Origin of the sequence: Paraburkholderia phytofirmans OLGA172, from assembly GCF_001634365.1 — a bacterium.
Taxonomy (GTDB): Bacteria; Pseudomonadota; Gammaproteobacteria; order Burkholderiales; family Burkholderiaceae; genus Paraburkholderia.
Genome location: NZ_CP014579.1, coordinates 2,707,351 through 2,728,581, shown reverse-complemented (window position 1 = coordinate 2,728,581; position 21,231 = coordinate 2,707,351). Strand labels below are relative to the sequence as shown.

General features: G+C 57.0%; 12 protein-coding genes and 1 pseudogene. 10 read left to right on the top strand and 3 right to left on the bottom strand.

Features of this window, described 5'->3' with window-relative positions; genetic code table 11:
• Window positions 1-118: 118 nt before the first annotated feature.
• The gene (locus AYM40_RS32125) at window positions 119-8,341 is read left to right on the top strand and encodes a putative adhesin (protein WP_063500021.1); all 8,223 of its coding nucleotides are present in this window, start codon (window positions 119-121) and stop codon (window positions 8,339-8,341) included.
• A gap of 83 nt (window positions 8,342-8,424) precedes the next feature.
• Here the strand turns inward: AYM40_RS32125 and shiA are convergent, their stop codons facing one another.
• Complete coding sequence (shiA, locus tag AYM40_RS32120; protein ID WP_063500020.1) at window positions 8,425-9,753, bottom strand: shikimate transporter; 1,329 nt, start codon at window positions 9,751-9,753, stop codon at window positions 8,425-8,427.
• Between the two features lie 371 nt (window positions 9,754-10,124).
• On the opposite strand from shiA, the gene AYM40_RS32115 reads away from it, so the two are divergent.
• The 4 genes from AYM40_RS32115 to AYM40_RS32100 all read left to right on the top strand — a co-directional run bounded on the left by AYM40_RS32115 (window position 10,125) and on the right by AYM40_RS32100 (window position 13,519).
• Window positions 10,125-10,349, top strand: a complete 225-nt coding sequence (locus tag AYM40_RS32115; protein WP_063500019.1) for a hypothetical protein — start codon at window positions 10,125-10,127, stop codon at window positions 10,347-10,349.
• Window positions 10,327-11,046: a GntR family transcriptional regulator gene (locus tag AYM40_RS32110; protein WP_063500018.1), complete on the top strand. Its 720-nt coding sequence runs from the start codon at window positions 10,327-10,329 to the stop codon at window positions 11,044-11,046. The genes AYM40_RS32115 and AYM40_RS32110 overlap by 23 nt, the downstream gene beginning before the upstream one ends.
• 421 nt (window positions 11,047-11,467) lie before the next feature.
• Window positions 11,468-12,715, top strand: coding sequence for a formyl-CoA transferase (gene frc / locus AYM40_RS32105; protein ID WP_063500017.1), 1,248 nt, complete (start codon window positions 11,468-11,470; stop codon window positions 12,713-12,715).
• Between the two features lie 18 nt (window positions 12,716-12,733).
• Window positions 12,734-13,519, top strand: coding sequence for a fumarylacetoacetate hydrolase family protein (locus AYM40_RS32100; protein WP_063500016.1), 786 nt, complete (start codon window positions 12,734-12,736; stop codon window positions 13,517-13,519).
• Between the two features lie 31 nt (window positions 13,520-13,550).
• Here AYM40_RS32100 and AYM40_RS32095 read toward each other — a convergent pair whose 3' ends face one another.
• Complete coding sequence (locus AYM40_RS32095) at window positions 13,551-14,498, bottom strand: LysR family transcriptional regulator (RefSeq protein ID WP_063500015.1); 948 nt, start codon at window positions 14,496-14,498, stop codon at window positions 13,551-13,553.
• 427 nt (window positions 14,499-14,925) lie between these two features.
• On the opposite strand from AYM40_RS32095, the pseudogene AYM40_RS42950 reads away from it, so the two are divergent.
• Together AYM40_RS42950 and AYM40_RS32085 are read left to right on the top strand one after the other, a co-directional pair.
• Window positions 14,926-15,111, top strand: a pseudogene (locus AYM40_RS42950) (hypothetical protein); the annotation flags it as partial.
• Window positions 15,101-16,552, top strand: coding sequence for an aldehyde dehydrogenase family protein (locus AYM40_RS32085; protein WP_063500013.1), 1,452 nt, complete (start codon window positions 15,101-15,103; stop codon window positions 16,550-16,552). The pseudogene AYM40_RS42950 and the gene AYM40_RS32085, both read left to right, overlap by 11 nt.
• Window positions 16,553-16,640: 88 nt before the next feature.
• On the opposite strand, the gene AYM40_RS32080 is transcribed toward AYM40_RS32085, so the two are convergent.
• Window positions 16,641-17,618 (bottom strand): 2-dehydropantoate 2-reductase, encoded by a 978-nt coding sequence (locus tag AYM40_RS32080; RefSeq protein WP_063500012.1) that lies wholly within the window; start codon window positions 17,616-17,618, stop codon window positions 16,641-16,643.
• Window positions 17,619-17,956: 338 nt separating this feature from the next.
• On the opposite strand from AYM40_RS32080, the gene AYM40_RS32075 reads away from it, so the two are divergent.
• The 3 genes from AYM40_RS32075 to AYM40_RS32065 all read left to right on the top strand — a co-directional run bounded on the left by AYM40_RS32075 (window position 17,957) and on the right by AYM40_RS32065 (window position 21,231).
• Window positions 17,957-19,366, top strand: coding sequence for an undecaprenyl-phosphate glucose phosphotransferase (locus tag AYM40_RS32075; RefSeq protein WP_063500011.1), 1,410 nt, complete (start codon window positions 17,957-17,959; stop codon window positions 19,364-19,366).
• 207 nt (window positions 19,367-19,573) lie between these two features.
• Complete coding sequence (locus AYM40_RS32070; protein ID WP_082855419.1) at window positions 19,574-20,728, top strand: polysaccharide biosynthesis/export family protein; 1,155 nt, start codon at window positions 19,574-19,576, stop codon at window positions 20,726-20,728.
• On the top strand, window positions 20,725-21,231 hold the full coding sequence (locus tag AYM40_RS32065; RefSeq protein WP_063500009.1) for a low molecular weight protein-tyrosine-phosphatase: 507 nt from the start codon (window positions 20,725-20,727) through the stop codon (window positions 21,229-21,231). The genes AYM40_RS32070 and AYM40_RS32065 overlap by 4 nt, the downstream gene beginning before the upstream one ends.

The following is a 21,231-nucleotide window of genomic DNA, read 5'->3' as shown; positions in this document are numbered from 1 at the left end:
ACTCCGAAACTCCCAGAATCTTTATCAGATCGATATTCGTTCTGGGAGTTCTATTACCCTCCAACAAACTGCATCGCTTGGCCAGGCGGGGCTTCACGAACTTCTGCAAGGCCGACTAATGAAGCTGACCGATCCGGAGGCTGGCCGATTTGAGCGAATGAAAACATTGCTGCAACCCATTGCTACGACTGAAAATATCGTAACGATGACTTCGTATCTAACGCAGTGGGGCGCAGCAGTCCGTGCAGGGTTTGATCTGTTTAGCTGGTATCAAACAATTCCTCCAGAAAGTAGCTGGGAACAGACCTTGGCGGCGCTTGTGGGAAAAATAAAAGAACTCGCCTCGGCCAATTCAGACTGGTTACTGTCGGGCGTTGGATTAACCGGAAAGGCTGCCGGTGATCTGAAATGTGTTTTTGACGCGCTAACAGGTATCCGGAGCGAATGGACTTGGGGGCAGACGGTTAGCTGGTTGCTCGACAGGGCGAAGGAAAGTCCGTCCGGACGTTGGTACTACGACCGCTTACTCGAGTTTTGTCTGGTGTGGCAGCTTGGTCAGGCCGCACAGGGACAGGATGCGAAGAAGGTCGCAGAGGTGCTGCAGCAAGCGGGTAGCGCCTTGAGAAGTTATCTACCCGGGATCAGCGGCGCTGCTTTCGATAAGATCGCTTCGGTGCTCCCTCTGCTTCCCGGATTAATGGCGTTGCGCCGCGAAGTGCCACATTTGCCGAACACAGCGTCGTGGATAACGTGGCTGAATAACGTGGTTGCCGTCGCGGGAAAGAGCAAGGATCCTTCAGTACGCCGATTGATCGAGCAGATAGACGAATTTGTCGAGAATGTCTGCACTGATGCGATGCTGACTGCGTTTAATAGCCTGTCAGGCGCTGCCGAGACGCTGATGCAAGACCCTTCGGCGCCAGGAGCGGCAGAGAACACCGCCTCAGGGGCGCCCGATTTCCCAACACGGTCAAGCCACATGGCCTTGGTGCGGACTATTCGCGAAGCGGGAGGGCATGTCGCAACTACGCTATCCCATTTATCCATTGCGGTTTCGCAGAGTATTGACGAGTTCATTGAATCCCGGCTAGCCATCGGACCTCGCCGGCATGCGTTGCGGGATCCGACGTCTCTGGTTGACTTACTTCTGCCGCTCGGCGCTTTGGGTGTGCTGCGGTACGAGCTTGTGGCTGGTTTTGCGGCGGACAATATTGGAGAACGCGATCCCGCCGCTAATAAACCGCACATAATCTGGGGCGACGAACATGTAAGAAGTAAAAAGATCTGGGCTGGTGCGGTACTGGCTGCTTACTGGTTAGCGACGAGTTGGGCACTGTACGCGTTGGTAAAAAAAAGGCGCCAGCCTTCAGCAAACGAACCGTTCTATAGCGCTCTTGCTGCGGACTCAGTTCAGATTGCCATGCCGCAGAACGGTGATCCTGCTGAAGGGGCATCAGGGGGCGCCACCGAGCTTGGCAGCATCGGCGCAGAACAGAAATTGACCGTCGCGACTGACGCCGGGGAGGTACCTCGCACGGCAACGGGACTGGCGAGGTTCATAGAGAAATACAAAGGCGAAATGGCGGTCGGCGGCACTGTATTGCTGGGTGCTGGATTAACTTTTTACCTCACAAAAAATTTCATATTAACGAGGCCTGCTTATCTTGATCTTTCCGATGTGATTGGAAAGATGGAATTTATAGACATTGCGGAAAGTCCTGATTTCAGAAAAATATTCGACGTTCCAACGCAATTCCCCAGTCGGAAAATTCTGTCCGCCGATGTCCCGGGAAATGCGGAAGAAAATTTAAAGCGGTACATCTCGGATTTGAGCGCGGGCCTTGCTCGAAATACCTTGCTGAGGCAATTCTTCGACGATCTCATGCATCGGCTTGCACCCAGGATAGCCCAAAACAAGAGTCTTATGACCAGGGTGGGTAATGAGTTTGCATTCCTGGTGGAGCTGGACCAGATGATTTGCAATATGCAAAACTACATCGTCACACGCGAAATTTATGCGGGAGATTATACTCATTTAAAAGCGATTTTTATACTTAATAAAATAAGAAATTACGTATTGGGCAGTCTGATTGATAAATATCAGGGGAGGGCAATCGATTACTATTCTATTTCAGGTGGAAAGGAAAATTTTAAGCGGCTGGAGAAATTCTGGAGTTCGGATCTTGTTTCCGTATATGTTCAGTATATGCTTCACGAAAACGGGGCGTCAGAAAGTGAGATTGAGTATTACGGTGAAGTATTAAGAATAATTATCGAGGCGGCAAGGCTTTCCGTGACAGAGTATACGGAGAGCGGTGGCGTAGGATTTGTCGATGAAGGAGGCGTCATAAAGCTGGCCATTGATGGCATAAGTGAGCGATTGATATATGCGAAAGGTCAGCTTTCCTGGGAAAAAAGAGCGGATGCCAGAGCCAGTACCGATACCGGTCACGGAGGGTCGAAAGATAGCGATTCGGTGGAGAGGTACACCAAACTTGTCGAATATCTGCGACAGGCCTCAAAAGACCTCGGGAGTACGGGTAGTCATGACTTCATCTATCCAGGCGACCTGCCGGGCAGGCTTAAGTCACAGTTTATTACGGAGCGCTGCGAGGAGATACTGGGCGACGCGGCCAGGAAGAAAATAATAATTCCCGTGACATACAAGGACGGACCCAATGCCCAGGTTGCGATGTTTAGTCTTGAGCAGATCATTCTGGGCGTCCACCTGAAGCATTCATATTACGATGGTCACGCGGAGATAAATTGGCCTGATGTTATTGAAAGCGCTCTGAAAACGCCGCTGCTCAATATGCGAGAGGAGGTGAGTTGGATATATAAGATTTTGTCAAATATAGACGTGGTTCAGAAGCACGTGGCGACGTTGAAGGGCGCGAATCTCGATGGGATCGTAGCGTTCGCAGACAAGTTAATTAAGGAAAAAGCGTGGGAACTGAGCATAACGAAAGACGTTAACTTCGAAACAACCGTATCCGTTACGACGACAGAAATAGTCGCATCGCGGCCCGGCGGTCGTCGTGAAAAGACGGCTGAGTATATGCTGGGACAGATCGCTTTCACGAAGTTGAGATCGCGCCAGAATATGCGTGTGTCTGATCCGGAATTTACAGAACTGGTCAAATTCCTTCTTGAATTTGATTTTCAGACGTCATATCAGCGACAGGTACTGGATGCGAGAGAGGATCCAACGTTGAAGAGCGCGTTCGACGCAATCACGCTCGCCAAAGTGCAGCCATTAATAGACAACGGGCTTCGCCTTCGTGCAATGAAATACTCCGGATACGAATTGGCGGGATTGTTTGCATTCGAAGATCTGGATGGAAAATTTAAGATAATCTCTCTTGTCGATAATACGATCAAAGTTTTTGATTCAATTCTCGGCGTGCGGGAAAAAATTCGGCGTGATCGTGATGTTCGAGAATGGCTCCTGGGACATTCTATCGATCCGCAGGCAAACTGGGCGTATGAAAATGGTGGTTACGGGGCAGGGGTGATTTTTCCGATCTCTTTTGATGAAGACGATCACACTTCCAATGCAATCACATACCATTCTGTTGACCATTCGGATATTTCATTTTTCAGGAAATTTGCCGAGAGGTTATATAATGAGGCCGACGCATTGGCCAAGTCGGAAAGCGAGATCATGTGGGGGAGGATTCTCAGTTGGCTGGATGTCCTGGGCTTTTTCATCCAACTTCTGACTGCTCCGTTGAGCGCATTGCCAGCGATCGCTATCAGTGCGGCCGCGGCGGGAATACCTGCTATCGGCAAGATCCTCATTGCGGACGACCCGGATGAGAAGAATGGACATATGCTCGAGCTGGCTCTTGGTGTCGGGATCGAGGGTGCAAGCGAGGCGGCCCCAGAATTGTTGGGTAGATTTTTTAGAAGGATAGGCTCGTCGGCAGCGTATCGTCGCTTTGCAACAAAAATGGCGAACGGAAAATTTGGCAGATGGCTTGATGAAGTGGATCTTCCAAAACCGGTTAGTCAAGGTGAATATCCCGGCTCTCTTGAGTTGGTCAGGGACATAAGCAATGAAGTTCGCGTGGAAAAGAACGCCGACGTTGTTGCGAAAATCAATGCGCTTGAGAATATTGTCCAGAATGATCCTGTCCTGCGCGATCACTTGTTATCGCCAGGGTGGCAAAATTCATTCGATGCAGGGGAGCGCTTGAAAAACCTGCTCCAGCCTTTCCCGGATCCGTCTTCCATTCCCGGCGAAAGTGGCGCGCGGATTCCGCTTGAGCTGAGCCAGTTATGTCGCGATAAAAACATCGTGCTTCGATATAGATCCATCAACGCCTGGAGTCGTCTCGCTCCAGACTCGCGGGTAAGTCATCTTGCGGTGGTCTGCGAGATTGACAAGGTGATGTACGTTGTCGATCCCACCTTATTCGAGGTAAGCGGCCGTCACGTTATCAAGGACGCCGTGTTACTGGAGCAGGAATGGTTTGAAAAGACCCGGGAACAGTTGAAGGGAGTGCTCGTCAGATATAAAGACTTTCCGAGTCTTGACGAGGCGAAGCAGTTCGGGCGCATGGATTATTTATTTGACGTAGATAAAACAGAGCCCGGGACCATCGTTCTCAACGCACCTGCCTGGTTCGAGTCCGATCTGCAGAATTACGCCGGATTGAACCGGGGATGGCGAGTGGAAGTCGATCTGGAGGGGATGAGTTCCGACGTGGATCGCGCTTATGCGTCAGGCGCAGATCCGGATGGCAAACGCTATATGAGGGACCTTGACGGAAGCGTCTATTGGGTGAAAAAAGACGTGGACGCGAACACGTGGCGCGTTGTCGATCCGGCGAATCCAACAGGATATGCGCCGCCCATTCGCCGCGAAATTTCAGGGCGGTTGGTGCGCCATCTCGACCTTGCGGGCAAAGGCGGCGCGCCGGTGCAGTTGCGGCAGTTGCATCTCGACGGTGCGAATTTGCGTGGCATGGAGGATTTCATGAGGCAAGGTAAGGTGCGTGCGCTGGAGCAACTCGATCTGGTAAGGCAATCTTTAAGAGCGAGCGGCGATGACGCAATGACGGCAAAACTTGCGGAAGCCTTGTGGGGGAGTAAATGGTCGGATGAATTAATTCGGCCCCAGCTCGTCGGGCAATTAACCGAAAAGATTGCCTTAATAAAAAAGAGGGTCGAGCGTTTTGATCCGGGTAAACATGTTGACTATTTTAATTTGAAAGTCGGAAAGAATCCGGACGGTTCTCCGCGTGTGAGCACGGAGACCGTGGCGGAACTCGATACCCTGCAGTACTCAGATTTTTCAGATCGCGGGATCAATGTAAAGTATATGAACGCGTACGAGAATGGCGTTGACTTTCTCAAGAGCCGGGACGATCTTGGATCTGATTATATGGGAAGAGTCATTGTTCATGAAATGACGCATGCGGTCGACAATGCTGGCGGCCTGTGCGCGGTTGATAATGCATATATCGGTATCAAACGACCCGATAAAAAACATGATTTGACTGCGTTGGCGAAGCTTGCTTCCGAGCCCGGAGATGCGGCGGCCAAAAATGCCGACTCTTACGCGACCTTTATTCACTACCTGTCGCATTTCAAAAAAAATCCGCAAAAATTTGCCGACTTTGAGAGGGCGTTCAAATTCTGGACGCAATCCAGAGTGCGGAGTGAGGGAATTGAATTTCTGTTCGATTTCAATGTTGAAATGATCCCGGGCCCCACGGTAACTATGGGCTACGCAGTACGGGATTCGTTCAGGAACATGGCGTGGAAACGAGCAAGTGACGAAGGGAAAATAGACAATCTGATTAGATACGCAATGCAATTGCCGGAAGCTCGCGAGCTCTCCTACCTTGCGGGAAAAAATACTGTGGAACTTTCCATCCGGAATAGTTTGCAATTTGATTTCGAGGGCGAGCGAAAAACGAGATTTTCATGGGGGACTACGCCGGCGGTCGACGTCGAGAAAGTCCGGCTACGCATCGCTCGCGATATTCGACGTTACCTTGAGGCGCACGCTCATCTCGATTCGTTAACCAGGTCCCCCCCGGACCTCGTTCGGGATCCGATCGACGCCGAGTCCCCCGAAACCGCGGCGGCGAAGTGGATTCTGAAGAGCAGCCGCTCCCGCAGTAACGAGATCGATGAAATAAAGCGCGTCATTGCGGATTTCAAGAACGAAGATCTGTTTGATCCGGTGACGATCGGCAAAGTGCATGACCGCGTCTACCGTCCTCCTGCGGGCGTGACTTACCGTAAGGCCCGAACCGCGGACAATTCGCTTTTCATGAGTCTGGATGTGGGCGACAGCCTTTTTGTCAAACAGGTTGAGAAGATGGTCGCCGACCCCGAGCATGCGGGGGATCAGTTATTTGCCACGCTTGTGCGCACCCATCCGTATGGGGACGGTAATGGTCGAACGGCAAGGACACTATACGCAATCCATCGGCTTCGCCTGAACGAACCTGGTTTCAGGGCATTGACCCCAGCGGACGAGGATGTGTTGAGCGGGCTCCCCCCTGTAGGGAGCAACCCGCCGAATCCGCTTCCGAAGGACCTGCCTGCGGCCTCTGGTGTCGTTCAGGAATTGGCAATGGGATCGCAGGTGGCTGCGAACCGAAGGCAATATCTGATTCTGGAGACGGGGGAGGACTTCCACCTCGGTTATGCGGCAATCGATGAACATGCTGCGCATGTGACATCCTGGCGAAAAGGCGAAAAGCCGCTTCAGAATCAGGCGGAAGACCTGGTCGTGCACGCTGGTGTCTTGCGGATGCGGACACGAGGCTTGCCGGGTAATAGCACCGCGCCAAGTACGACAAGCGAGTCTGGAAAGAAACTGATTTTCTACGCGCCCGGCACGTATAGGATACTCGATCCAGATCTGGTTGCGGCTGCCAATAAGCAGACCTCGAGTTCGCCAGATGGAGGGGCAGCAAATATCGCGGGATTTAAGCCGAATGAGTTCGAGTCAATGCACCATTCCAGAGGATATTATGCCGACGGAGCGGATATGCCTGAACCGTCGCTTGTTTATTCGAGTGAGATGCATCTTGGTGCTGCTGACGCAGCGGTCATAAGCGGAATTTCAGAATACGAATTCTCGCATTACGTGCCAGATTATATCGACACTGAAAGATTGAGTTTGCTCGATGGCTCGGCGGCTCGCGGAGCGAGCCGCACGGATATATTGTCTTTAACCGGCGAGGAGATGTCAATCGAGCAGATTCTGGCTCGCGTGTCTAAAACCGGGTTGAAATATAAGCGTGTGCATATTTGTGTCTGCCGTGAGCTTGCCGACACGGCGAAGCTGACGCGGGGGGCGCAAAAAATGGACTCGGCTGCGAATATCCTGGCTGGCGAAAATAGTGACCTGGACACACCCCGCCCGGCGCATGTCGAAGGTCGCATGATAACTCACCTGGTCACGCTCTTAACATTAGACACCGGGAGTGGAACGATTGAAGAGACCGTGCAGGGTGCAATTGCCAGAGTTTCGGGCGAATATCTGGAGATCTACGCCGCGGCTGGCGATATCTTGTCAATCCATGATTATGAACAGCTCAATTGGGGCACAGCGGAATACTGGGTGAAGATTAGCGACAGGGTGGTTGATGAAAGCGTCCCCGGAAAACCGGTAGTTGCGCAGCCGAAGATTGTCATAAAAGATCCGCAAAACATATACGTCGGTCAGGGCGTCTATTTGATGTACAGAAATGGTAAATTTACCCATGTGATGTCAGGTAACCTGAGTATTGGTGAGGTGGCCAATATAGTCTACGGCAGTGAGGTTCAGGATTTTAATCTGGCGGCGAAGAATTTAAAAAATCCAACGAATAGCGGACGCATTTCGATAAGCCAGATGGATGGCAGCGTGCTTGTCATGGCGGGCGCGGAGGTGGAGCTCCATAATCTTTACAGGGTAGGTTATGGAGAGACTTTAAAATCTGTAGCGCTGTCCAGGCTTGGCTCGACGAATTATGTCAGGCAACTGGCATTCGTGAACGTCGATTTACTTGAGAGCTTTGACGTCAACCGAATTCCGGTTAACTCGGATATCTTGATCGAACGGCTCGAAGAAACGGTGGATTACGATAAGGAAATTTTGCCCGGCTCTGTCCTCAGAATTCCCATGAAGTTAGAAGTCGGTGTCGATCTATTTAAACAGCGTGGTGACTATGCGTACAATTATTTAATGAAACAGGCTTTTGGTTACGAAAGTGCCTTTTTGAGGGCGAAGCTGAAGGTGTGGAATGACTTGAAGCTGCTGTCGCCGGGGCGAAGGATTGAGGAAATTCAGGACCAGAGCGGCGGACGTTACATCTATATCGCGCCGCTTTAGCCGTCGCCGGCCTTCCGGCAGCAAAGCGGGCCGGCACTGGCACCTTCGCCAGGCCGGCCCGCCGCAATAGTCATCGGCAAGAATCAGTCGACCGTGCGCCCGGTCTTCATCTTCGCCGCCACCAGCACCGAGATCAGGCAGCCGATCGCCAGGTAGGCCGCTACCGGATGCCAGGAGCCGCCGGCAAAGCTGACCAGCGCCACCGCGATAAACGGTGTGAAACCGCCGCCGACCACGCTCGCCACTTGATAACCGACGCCCGCGCCGCTGTAGCGATACTCGGTGCCGAACAGTTCGGTGAACATGGGTTGCTGCACGCTCACGACCATGTCGTGGGCAACGTTGGCGAGCATCACCGCGAAGATCACGATCCACACTGTCGAGCGGGCCTCGAGAGCGAGAAAAAAGGGCACCGCGCTGAACATGCCGACCAGCGCGCCGACGATATACACGCGCCGGCGGCCGAAACGGTCAGCAAGCCACGCGAAGCAAGGAATCGTCACGCAGCTCACGGCGCCGACCAGCAGGCCGATCGTGAGAAAGAACTCGCGCGGCATGTGCAGATTTGCTGTCGAGTAGTTCAGTGCGAATGCCGTCACGATATACATCGTGAACAGCTCGGCAAGGCGCAGCGCGATGATCAGCAGGAAAGCCTTGGGGTGTTTCAGCAATGCCTCGACGATCGGCAGCCGCACGCTGCGCTCACCGTGCTCGCCGACCTTCTCGACGAACTCCTTCGATTCTTCCATGCTCGAGCGGATCCACAGCGCAATCAGCACCAGCACCACACTGAACAGGAAGGGCAGACGCCAACCCCAGTTCAGGAACGACGCGTTGTCCATCGAGCGGCTAATGATCGCGACCAGCCCGGTCGAGAGCACGAGACCCACGCCATAGCCGACCTGCACGCCGCTGCTGTAGAACGCCTTTTTCTTCTCCGGCGCGCTTTCGACCGCCATCAACGCCGCGCCGCCCCATTCGCCGCCTACCGCGAAGCCCTGGATCGCGCGCAACGTCACGAGCAGCACCGGCGCCCACCAGCCGATGCTGGAGAAGGCCGGCAGCAGGCCGATCGCCGCGGTGGAGAGGCCCATCATCATTACTGTGAGCACCAGCATGCGCTTGCGTCCGAGCCGGTCGCCGTAGTGGCCGAACACGAAGCCGCCGAGCGGCCGGAACAGAAAGCCGACGCCGAACGTCGCGAATGCGGCGAGCGTGCCCATCGCCGGGCTGACCTTCGGGAAGAACTCGGCATTGAAGACCAGCGCGGCGACGATGCCGTACAGCAGAAAGTCGTACCAGTCGACCACGGCGCCGACGAAGCTGCCAAGCGCCGCCTTGCGCGCCCGGCTGCGCGCCGTGCGGCTGTCGGCGATGGCCATTTTCGGCGCTTTCGGGAGGGTGATACTCATGACGGTGTCTCCTTCGGATTCTCGGGATGCTGTCTGGAAGCGCGCGGCAGATGCAGGGCAGTGGCTGCTGCAGGCCCATCACAGGATTCCCGAAGGTTAATGATGGGAAGCCGTTCCCACAATCTGCATTAGGTGAAATTGCGCGATCATCGGACGCAGCTGCGCGCATAGCGCGCGTTTTGCGCGTTTACACGGAGCTTCGCCGGTTTGATTTGGGCACGCGGAGGAGTCGTCCGCAGGTCGCTCGTGCTACCTTGAACATGCCATCCTAAAATCGACGTGTACTGATATACTACATACGGAATATTGATTTTTGCGGCGATGCAGCATATGATTGAGTCATCTATTCGCTCAATTATTCGGAGTTACAAATGGAATTTGTTCCTCTCGCGCTGCTTGCCGTTGCTGTTGTGGGTTTAGGCTCTGCCGCCACCGTCCTGTTGACCCGCTGGATCCCGCAGCCGGTTGCGCAGCTTGCAGCGCAACATGGCCGGTTCATCGGCTTGGGCGAGCAAGACGGCGGAATGGCTGCGGCGGCGCCGTATCGTGGGCATGTTCAACAAGAGGCGATGAATGTCGTCAGAACTTCAAACTGAAGCAGTGGCCACACCCTTGACGCTGTCATTGCAGCCGATCGGCGCGAGCGTGAGCTTGCGCGATCAGGCGTATGCCATGCTCCGCCAGGCCATTGCCGACGCGGATATCTATCAGACCCGCGAAGAAATCCGCCTCGACGAGCGTGTGCTGAGCGAATCGCTGGGCGTGAGCCGCACGCCGGTGCGCGAGGCGATGACGCTGCTGGAACAGGAGGGTTTTCTGCGCATGGTGCCGCGGCGCGGCATCTACATCGTGCGCAAGAGCAAGCGTGAGATCGTCGAAATGATCCAGATGTGGGCCGCGCTTGAAAGCATGGCGGCGCGTCTTGCCACCCTGCACGCCACGGACGAGGAAATCGCCCGCCTGCGCCACATGTTCGACCATTTCCGCGACGCCATGCCGGCCGAGCACATCGCCGAGTATTCAGACGCCAACATCGCGTTTCATCAGGCGATCGTCGAGTTATCGAAGTCGCAGATCATTCTCGACACGATCAAGAACATCTTCATCCACGTGCGGGCGATTCGCCGCATGACCATTTCGCAAAGCGACCGCGCGTCGCGTTCGATCGTCGATCACCTGCGCATTATCGAGGCGCTGGAGCAGCGCGATACCGAACTGGCTGAGCGGCTGACGCGTCAGCATTCGCTCGATCTGGCGGCGTTTGTCGAAGCGAATTGCGATTTTCTGGATTGACGGCTGCTTAGGCGCCAGCTTGGCGCTAGGGATGAAAAAGGCCTGCGGTGATGACATCACCGCAGGCCTTTTTGCCTTTCTGACCCGCAGGTGCCAAACGACGCTGGCAGTGCGGGTTAAGTCGCGCTTGACGGTCTTTAAAATATGGTATGTGATATATCAACATAACAATCAAACGGCAATAATTCGGTGTTTTCCCTAGGATTAGCGTGCACAAGCGGGAACATTTGGCCGCAGCGAAGGCCAGGCAGGCCTTCAACACGGACACGCCCGGAACAGCCGGATCGAAATTTAACCTTGACCGTATGTGATATATTACATACGGTATATAAAGGCCGTACATCTGCATGAGCGGACGTTATCGAAGCGGACGCGTCGGTCGATAACCCTTGCATACAACTGACTGATCAGGAGACATGACATGAGCAAAGCACTCGACGGCGTGCGCATTCTCGATTTCACGCATGTGCAATCGGGCCCTACCTGCACGCAGTTGCTCGCGTGGTTCGGCGCGGACGTGATCAAGGTGGAGCGGGCCGGCGCCGGCGACATCACGCGTGAGCAACTACGCGATATTCCCGACGTGGACAGCTTGTATTTCACGATGCTCAATCACAACAAGCGCTCGGTCACGATCGATACCAAGAACCCGGAAGGCAAGCTGGTGCTCGAGGCGCTGATCCAGAAGTGCGACGTGCTGGTGGAGAATTTCGCACCGGGTGCGCTGGACCGGATGGGCTTCACGTGGGAGCGGATTCAGGAATTGAATCCGCGCATGATCGTGGCTTCGGTGAAGGGTTTCGGCCCGGGTCCTTATGAGGACTGCAAGGTCTACGAGAATGTTGCGCAATGCGCGGGCGGTGCGGCCTCGACCACCGGTTTCGACGATGGTCCGCCGGTGGTGACCGGTGCGCAGATCGGCGACAGCGGCACGGGTTTGCATCTGGCGCTAGGCATTGTCACGGCGCTGTATCAGCGCACGCAAACCGGGCGTGGGCAGAAGGTGCTTGCCGCGATGCAGGACGGCGTGCTCAACCTGTGCCGCGTGAAGCTGCGCGACCAGCAGCGGCTCGAACGCACCGGCACGATGAAAGAGTATCCGCAATATCCGAACGGGATGTTCGGTGAAGCGGTGCCGCGCGCGGGAAATGCGTCGGGTGGTGGTCAGCCAGGCTGGATTCTGAAGTGCAAGGGCTGGGAGACGGATCCCAATGCGTATATCTACTTCATCACTCAGGCGCCGGTGTGGACGAAGATCTGCAACGTGATCGGCAAGGAAGAATGGGCCTCCGATCCGGACTACGCAACACCTGCCGCGCGCTTGCCGCATCTGAAGGACATCTTTGCCGAGATCGAGCGCTGGACCATGACCAAGACCAAGTTTGAGGCCATGCAGATTCTGAACAGATACGACATCCCTTGCGGGCCGATTCTGTCGATGAAGGAAATTGCCGAAGAGCCGTCGCTGCGCAAAACCGGCACGATTGTCGAAGTGGATCATCCGACCCGCGGCAAATATTTGACGGTTGGTAATCCTATCAAACTGTCGGACAGTCCGACCGAAGTCAAACGCTCGCCGCTGCTGGGTGAACACACCGACGAGGTGATGACTGAACTCGGCTACTCGCCTGAACAGATCAGCGCATTGCGGACCGCTGGCGCGATTTGAGCACTCAAGGAGCGACGTATGGATACGTGGATGCGTTTCATGTCGAGCGACAATGGTGTCGTGTTCGGCCGGGTGGAAGGCGGCTATCTGCACGAGTACGAAAGTCTCGATCAACCGGTGCCGACTGGCGCTGTGTTGTCGACACGTGCACTCACGCCGCTCGCGCCTTGTGCGCCCGGCAAGATCGTCGCCTTGTGGAATAACTATCACGCGCTTGCGGCGAAGCTGGACAAGCCTGTGCCGGCGCATCCGCTATTTCTGCTGAAGCCGGCGGGATCGGTGACCGGTTCGGGTAATGCGATCCGGCGGCCGCTCAGCTACGCGGGCAAGATCGTCTATGAAGGTGAACTCGGCATTGTGATTGGGCGGCGCTGCCGCAATGCGAGTGCTGAAGAGGCTGCGAATTCGATCTTCGGCTACACGCTGGTCAACGACGTGACCGCAGCCGATCTGCTGAACGAGAATCCCCACTTCCCGCAATGGTGCCGTGCAAAGGGCTTCGATACGTTCTGCTGTATTGGACCCTCGATCGTCTCCGGTTTCGACTGGCGCACAGCGCGCCTCGTGACGACGCTCGACGGTGTGGAGCGGCAGAACTATCCGCTCGCCGATATGGTGTTTTCGCCTGCCGAGCAGGTGCGTCTGATTTCACAGGACTTGACGCTCGACCCGGGCGATGTGATCGCATGCGGCACGTCGGTCGGCGTTGGGTCGATCAAGGACGGTGCAACGGTAACGATCACGATCGACGGGATCGGCACGCTAAGCAATACGTTGGCCGCTGCGTGCGAGATCGCGATATGAGGCGACGGCCCGGCGCGTTGCGCCGAGCTTTTTACTGCTTATAGACGCTCAATTCCTTCACGCGGGTAATTTTCTCGATAAGACTCGCGCCTTCCTCCATCAGGAAGCGTTTGAAGGCGACTGCAACCGGCGGCAGGCGCTTGTTCTTCCGATGCACGACGTACCAGTTGAGCATGACAGGAAAGTCCTCGACGTCGAGCACGACCAGATGGCCGAGCTGCAACTCGAGGCTGATCGTATGGGCGGACAGGAAGGCGATGCCCATGCCGGCGATCACGGCCTGCTTGATCGTCTCGGTGCTCTTGATCTCCATCGCGATCTTGAGATTGGCGAGACGGCCGGCGAAGCCTTCCTCCATCGAATTCCATGTGTCCGAGCCGCGCTCGCGCACGATAAAGGCCTCGTCCGCCAACTGGTTCATCTTGATGTTGCGTTTGTGCGCGAGCGGATGCGTGGGTGCCGCCACGATCACGTAAGGGTGCGGCGCGAACGGCTCATTGGTCGCGTCGGTTTCGTGCGGCGGCCGCACCATCACCGCGAGATCGGTCTGGTTGGTTGCGAGTTGATGCAACAGTTCCGCGCGATTGTGTACCGCGAGATTGAGCACGACACCCGAGTAGCGCCGTGTGAATTCAGCCAGCAGGCGCGGAAAGAAGTAGTCGCCGGCGCTGATCACCGCGACGTTCAGCTTGCCGCCGGAGACGCCCTTGAGCTGACCCATGGCCTCGTCGACTTCGTGGAACTGCTGAATGATCGCGCGGCTGTAGTGAAGCATTTCGGTGCCGGCCGGCGTCAGATAGATTTTTTTGCCGAGCTGCTCGAACAGCGGCAACCCCGCGTGTTCCTCGAGTTGCCGGACCTGGGTGGAAACGGCGGGCTGCGTCAGATGCAATTCTTCCGCGGCGCGCGAGAAGCTCAGATGGCGCGCCACTGTTTCAAAGACCTTCAGTTGCCGCAGAGTCGCATTGCGCATCGTCATGGCCGATGTATAAGCAAATGTGAATCAACATAATAACAAACTTTAATTATTAGTAATTCAGCAATGACCCTAGCATGGGGCTGTATAAGAAGCGGGATTGTCGGTGCGGTGCTTGGTGCGGTAGTCGGCGCGGTAGTCGGGTTAACGCTTGGATTCGAGGCGCGGCGGGGGGCACCGAAAAGCTGAGGCACTGCCGATGCTTAATTGATCGGAATAAAGAACCGGCCTGTAAAGCGATGATTCAGGCAGGGCAGTATTTAAATAATGCGGATTAAAGACACAAAGATTAAATTTTCCAGAATGGCAATCTATTCGGGTCATAACCAGAAGGTGTCGCGGTGGCCGCGGGCATCTCGGCGAAGTTCATTCTCGCGCCAATGCGTTCGCGCTGGATCGAAGCGCGCAACGAGCCCCAGGGCGTGCTGGGACGCTGCTCGTGCATCGCCGCAATCGCTCCCTCAGACCCAACGCTGCAGCGGCGTGGGCGCAGTTTGCCGCGCCTGCCGGTGTGGCTTCCAATGCCGCCGGCGCGGCGCTGGCCGATCCGCGGCTGGTGAGCCCATGCAACATCCCATGCAACATCCCACGCAAGGAGCTTCATGATGGAAACTGAAACCGACCTCAGGCGCCATGATCTGCTGATCGACGGCAAGCGTTTGCCGCCCGGCACCGGTGAATATTCCGTCGACATCAACCCGGCGACCGAAGAGCCGATTGCACTGGTTGCACAAGGCAGCGCCGCCGATGTCGATAACGCGGTACGCGCGGCGCGTGCCGCGTTGAAAGTGTGGAACGCGATACGCGCGGCCGAACGGGGCCGCATCCTGGCGCGTCTCGCCGGCCTGATGCGCGCGAATCTGGAGGAGCTCGCCACGCTCGAAAGCCGCGACGCCGGCAAACCGATCTCGGCGGTGATGCGCCAGGATATTCCCGCGGCGATCGATACGCTCGAATACTACGCAGGGTGGTGTGACAAGATCAACGGTCAGGTCGTGCCGGTGCGCCCCGACGCCTTGACGTACACGCTGCGTGAACCGGTCGGCGTGGTCGCCGCGATCGTGCCGTGGAATTTCCCGCTGATGATCGGCATGTGGAAAATCGCTCCTGCGCTGGCGTGCGGTTGCACGCTGATCGTCAAACCTGCGGAGATTACGCCGCTGACCGCGTTGCGCATCGGCGAACTCGCGCTCGAAGCGGGCGTGCCGCCGGGAGTCCTGAATATCGTCACCGGCAAGGGTCGGGTGGTCGGCGATGCGCTGGTGGCGCATCCCGGCATCGATAAAGTGACTTTCACGGGTTCGCCTTCAGTGGGTCGGGGCATTCTGCAGGGCGCGGCCGGCAACTTCAAACGCGTCACGCTGGAGCTCGGCGGCAAGTCGGCGAACCTGATCTTCCCGGATGCGAATCTCGACAACGCGGTGCGAGCCGCGGCGTCGGGCATCTTCTTCAACACCGGCCAGGTATGTTCGGCCGGCTCGCGCATTCTGGCCCACCGCGCTGTCTACGACGAAGTTGTCGAGCGTCTCGCGGCGCGTGCGAAGGCGATCAAGGTCGGCGATCCGGCGGCGCGCGAAACGTCGATGGGGCCGCTCATCTCCGCGGCGCAGATGAAAACCGTGCTCGGTTATGTCGAGACGGGGCGCGCCGAAGGGGCGTCGCTCGTGACCGGCGGCGCGCGCGTGGGCGAGCGCGGCTTCTTCGTTGAGCCGACAGTGTTCGCCAACGTCGAGCATGAAATGCGCATTTCGCAGGAGGAGATCTTCGGGCCGGTGGCGACCGTGATTCGCTTCAACGAAGAAGCCGATGCGATCCGTATCGCCAATGGCACGTTGTATAGCCTCGCGGCCGGCGTATGGAGCGCGGATATCGGCCGTGTGCATCGGGTGGCGCGTGACCTGAAAGCGGGTACCGTGTGGATCAATACCTACGGCTATACCGACGTGCGCTTGCCTTGGGGCGGTTCCGGCGATTCCGGTTTTGGCCGCGAGCACGGCGATGTGGCGATTGAAAACTTCACCGAGCCGAAGGCGGTATGGCTGGCGATCGATCAATAGCGGTGCGAAAGAAAAGGATCGAATGCGTGGCGTTCGATCCTTTGCTGAAGCTTGCGAGAGAGGTGTTGGCCGCAGCGTGGGTTGGCGCTCAATCGCCCTGCAATGCCATTCGTTCGCGCAGTTTGATCAGGGCGAGCACGACGTCGATAGTCGGCGTGGGCTCGGCAACGAGATGCCCCATTTCCTGCACCACAGTCAAGAGCGGATCGATCTCCATCGGACGGCGGTTTTCCAGATCGACCAGCGTCGAGGTCTTATGTGCGCCGACCGCGCCCGCACCGTCGATGCGTTTTTCCACGTCGACGCGAAAATGCACGCCGAACTGATCCGCAATGCGTTTGGCTTCGAGCATCATCGTGCGTGATACCGCACGCGTGCCGGGGTCGCCGGTGAGGACATCGAGCGTAGCGTGGGTCAATGCGCTGATCGGGTTGAAACACAGATTTCCCCACAGCTTGAGCCAGATTTCATCGCGGATATTGTCGCGGATCGGCGCATCGAATCCCGCCGCCTGCATGATCTCGTGCAATTGCTGAATGCGCGGCGTGCGTTCGCCACTCGGCTCGCCGATCGGAAATTTCTTGCCGTACACGTGCTTGATGACGCCCGGTTCGGCGATCTCCGCAGCGGGATACAGCACACAGCCGATCGCGCGTTCGGGACCGAGCCTCGTCCATTGGCGGCCGTCCGGGTCGATGCTGGCGAGGCGTGTGCCGGCGAATTTTCCGCCGTGCTGATGAAAGTACCAATAGGGAATACCGTTCACGCCGGTAACGATGGCCGTGTGCTTGCCGAGAAGCGGCTGCATCGCATCGACCACGCCAGGCAGCGAGTGCGCCTTCAGCGTGACGATCACGAAGTCTTGCTCGCCGAGTTCGCGCGGGTCGGACGTGCAGCGTACCGGCACGCTGACCGTTTCGCCGTCCATGATCAGACGCGCGCCGTGTTCGCGCATTGCCGAAAGATGCGCCCCGCGTGCGACGAAACTCACATCCGCGCCGGCACGCGCCAGTTGCACGCCCATCAAACCGCCAATCGCTCCTGCTCCGAAGATGCAGATCTTCATGATGCCGCCCCTGTGACGATGAAAAGTCGCTTGCCCGATGCTGCGTATGGTCTTGCCGCAGTGGCGGGTCACTAATCGAGCATAAGTCTGCGAGGCGATTGCGGACAGTTAAAGTTTATCGGCCGATGTATTAGGGATTGGTTATAGACGTGCAGCAGTCAGATTTTGTGGAACAACCTCAAACTCAATGAAAAGTTCGGGTGATTTGTCTGAAAGTGCCGCGATGCGATTGAGAAACTTCTCATACTGGAACATTGCTCGGAAGAGCAGAATGGGCATTCTTTGAAAAAAGTGATGCATTCAAGTGGCATTGCAAACGGATTATTGGGAGCGATGCTATGAAGTTTCGTCAAACCGCAGGCCGCGATTTCGCGGAAATGGAGAGCGTCCTGGCGCGCCTGCTCGACGTGATGCTGGTCGCACTGGGCGCGGCGCTCGCATCGCTAACGGTCGTGACCGGTACGGCACATTCGATTCTCGAAGGCGCTTTCGCGGCGTTCGACATGGCGTTGGCGATTTTGCTGTTGCCCTTGTTCGGCATCTATGAATCGTGGCGCGGCCGCTCGAAATGGCGTCTTGTCTTTAACGTTGTGTTCGGTTGGATCGCAGTGCAGCTTTGCGGCCTTGCGATCATGTTTCTGCTTCACCGCACTGCGTCTGTGTCGCGGCTCTGGTGTGTGAGTTGGACCGTGATGACCGCAACCGGACTCGTCGCGTCGCGGCTGCTCGTGCACACGGTGCTCGGCCGGATCAGGCGCGCCGGGCGCAATCTGCGCATGGTTGCCGTGGTGGGCGCCGGTGCCCATCGCGATAGCGTGATCGGCAACATTGTCGGTTCGCCGGACGCCGGATTCCGGGCGGTTGCCACGCTCAACACGCGGCAGGGTAGCGAGCCTGATTTTCCGGGGCTGCCATCGTTCGCGTGTCTGCGCGAATTTGCGGACTGTGTGCGCCGTGAGCAGATTGAGGAGGTATGGCTCGCGCTATCGATGTCCGAAGAGGACACGGTATTGAGGGTCATGGACGAATTCAATGGTGATCTTGTCAATCTGCGTTTCATTCCGGACGTACGCAGTCTCGCGATGTTCGACCGGAACGTAGTCGATCTGATCGGTGCGCCGGCGATCAATCTGATGGCGTCGCCGATGACCCCGTACGCCCTGGTTCAGAAAGCGATTTTCGACAGGCTATTCGCGGCAACCGCGCTGCTTGCGTTGGCACCTGTGATGCTGTCGATTGCTGTGGCCGTCAAGGTGACCTCGAAAGGGCCGGTGTTGTTTACCCAGCAGCGCAAGGGCGCCGACGGGCGAGTTTTCCGCATCTACAAGTTTCGTTCAATGCGTGCGCACAAGCAACAGCCCGGTGTGCTCCGTCAGGCCACCCGCGGGGATCCACGTATCACGCGTGTCGGCGCGTTTTTGCGCCGCACGAGCCTCGACGAGCTGCCGCAATTTATCAATGTGCTGCGCGGGGAGATGTCGGTGGTCGGACCGCGACCGCACGCGATAGAACACGACGACCAATATCGGAGCGTTGTCGACGGTTATATCCATCGTTACAGGATCAAGCCGGGCATTACTGGCTGGGCGCAAGTGAACGGTTTTCGCGGCGAGACCGACCGGATCGAAAAGATGCAGGGGCGTGTGGAACACGATCTGTATTACTTGAGAAATTGGTCATTCTGGTTGGATATGCGAATCGTCTTTGTGACGGTGTTAAAGGGGTTGGGGCATCGGAACGCGTATTGATGCGTAGCCTTCTGGCGTTCCGCGAGGACGCCAGAAGGCGTGGCAGTACCTGGTGGGTCAGCTGGCTTCCATCTCAATGGAATATGAATCCTGTCTGCCTGATGTGGGGCAGCGAGAGTGGTGCTACGGCCCGCTTGCTTGAAGAATAGGTTGAACACGATGTTAGCGGTAATTCGAACGAGGCCGGTCTATCGGCTTGGTGCCTTGATGGCGGCGGTAACCCTGTTGACTAGCGCATGCGCGGGGGCGCCGGGGATGCGAATGGAGACGTCCCGTGTACAAAAAATGCCGAGTGCTTACGGCGCTTCCACCCCAACTGGAGACGCCGGCGAAGGTTCGGCAGATGAGAAGGCCGATGCGACCTCTAACACGCCGGATATTGCTATAACCGAGGTCAACGCGTCACTGATCTCGCGCCTCGCGCAAAGTCAGAAGCAACAGCAAGCTGAGCTTTCGCAGTTGCTGTCCGGAGCGCCCCAAGCTTATACCGTCGGGCCCGGCGACGTGCTGCAAATCGTCGTCTGGGATCATCCGGAGTTCGCGGCCGCACTGGGTTCTTCACAAACGCAGTCGTCGGCGCGACCCGGCGATCCACTGTCCGGATTCATCGTCGATCAGAACGGCAGTCTAACGTTTCCGTATGCAGGCACGCTGCACGTGGCCGGCCAGCGTACCGATGAGATCCAGCAGCGCCTGACCGGCGCGCTTGCGAAGTACTTCGTCAAACCCCAGTTGACTGTGCGCATGGCCTCTTACCGGGCGCATCAGGTCTATGTTGACGGCGAAGTGCGTAGCGCGGGCGCACTCGCGGTCAATGACGTGCCCATGACACTTTACGAAGCAATCGGCCGCGCCGGTGGCTTTAGCGAAGCCGCCGACCAAAGCGACCTCGTGCTCGTGCGCGACGGCGAGTCACATCGAGTGAACCTGACGCAGCTGCTAGCGCGAGGCGTGAGTCCGTCGCGACTCTATCTGAAGCCCGGCGATTTGCTGCGCGTCGCGTCGCGCGACGAAAACGACGTGTATGTGATGGGCGAGGTCAACAAGCCGGTCTCAGCGATTCCACGCAGAACCGGCCGCATCACGCTCGCGGACGCTCTCTCGCAGGCTGGCAGCGTGAATGCATCCACCGCCGATGCCGCGCAGATGTTCGTGGTCCGCGGCTCGTTGTCAGGGACGCCGCAGGTGTTTCACCTCGACGGCAGGTCGCCGGTCGCGATGCTGCTCGCCAAGGATTTTGAGTTGCAACCCAAAGACGTCGTGTATGTCGACGGCAGCGGCCTCGTTCGCTTCAATCGTGTGTTGAGTTTGTTGATGCCGTTAATCAGCACGGGTTTGACGGCCGGGGTGATCGCAAAATGATAAAGCGCGTGCTGGTTGTCTGCGCGGGAAACGTCTGCCGCAGTCCGATGGCAGAAGCCCTTCTCGCGCGGCGTATCGAGTCGGTAACGGTGGAGTCCGCCGGCATTACGGCGTTGATCGGTTACGGAGCCGATCCAGTCGCCGTGAGCCTGATGAGCGAACGAGGCCTCGATATACGGTCCCACCGTGCGCGTCAACTGGTGACATGGATGCCCGCTACCGCCGACCTCGTACTCGTGATGGACCGTCTCCAGCGGCAGCAACTTGAGCATCGGTTCGCGTCCATTTATGGACGCGTCTATCGACTCGGCGATATGTCAGGGGCGCCTCGCCATTCAGACGCGGGGTTCGATATCCCCGATCCGTATCGCAAAGGCCGCGCGGCATTCGAAGAAAGCCTAAGGCTCATCGAAGCCGGAGTCGAAGGATGGGCCGCGCGCATCGCGGGCCTATCCGGGGGACGTGTGACGTCTGCTCCCGTTCTCGGCGAATCGCCATCCTGA

Excerpts from the sequence above, each read along its gene's own strand:
- AYM40_RS32075 (WP_063500011.1), top strand. The coding sequence starts at position 17,957 with ATGAAGTTTCGTCAAACCGCAGGCCGCGATTTCGCGGAAATGGAGAGC.
- AYM40_RS32115 (WP_063500019.1), top strand. The coding sequence starts at position 10,125 with ATGGAATTTGTTCCTCTCGCGCTGCTTGCCGTTGCTGTTGTGGGTTTA.
- AYM40_RS32065 (WP_063500009.1), top strand. The coding sequence starts at position 20,725 with ATGATAAAGCGCGTGCTGGTTGTCTGCGCGGGAAACGTCTGCCGCAGT.
- AYM40_RS32110 (WP_063500018.1), top strand. The coding sequence starts at position 10,327 with ATGTCGTCAGAACTTCAAACTGAAGCAGTGGCCACACCCTTGACGCTG.
- AYM40_RS32095 (WP_063500015.1), bottom strand. The coding sequence starts at position 14,498 with ATGACGATGCGCAATGCGACTCTGCGGCAACTGAAGGTCTTTGAAACA.
- frc (WP_063500017.1), top strand. The coding sequence starts at position 11,468 with ATGAGCAAAGCACTCGACGGCGTGCGCATTCTCGATTTCACGCATGTG.
- AYM40_RS32100 (WP_063500016.1), top strand. The coding sequence starts at position 12,734 with ATGGATACGTGGATGCGTTTCATGTCGAGCGACAATGGTGTCGTGTTC.
- AYM40_RS32080 (WP_063500012.1), bottom strand. The coding sequence starts at position 17,618 with ATGAAGATCTGCATCTTCGGAGCAGGAGCGATTGGCGGTTTGATGGGC.
- AYM40_RS32070 (WP_082855419.1), top strand. The coding sequence starts at position 19,574 with ATGGCGGCGGTAACCCTGTTGACTAGCGCATGCGCGGGGGCGCCGGGG.
- AYM40_RS32125 (WP_063500021.1), top strand. The coding sequence starts at position 119 with ATGAAGCTGACCGATCCGGAGGCTGGCCGATTTGAGCGAATGAAAACA.
- AYM40_RS32085 (WP_063500013.1), top strand. The coding sequence starts at position 15,101 with ATGGAAACTGAAACCGACCTCAGGCGCCATGATCTGCTGATCGACGGC.
- shiA (WP_063500020.1), bottom strand. The coding sequence starts at position 9,753 with ATGAGTATCACCCTCCCGAAAGCGCCGAAAATGGCCATCGCCGACAGC.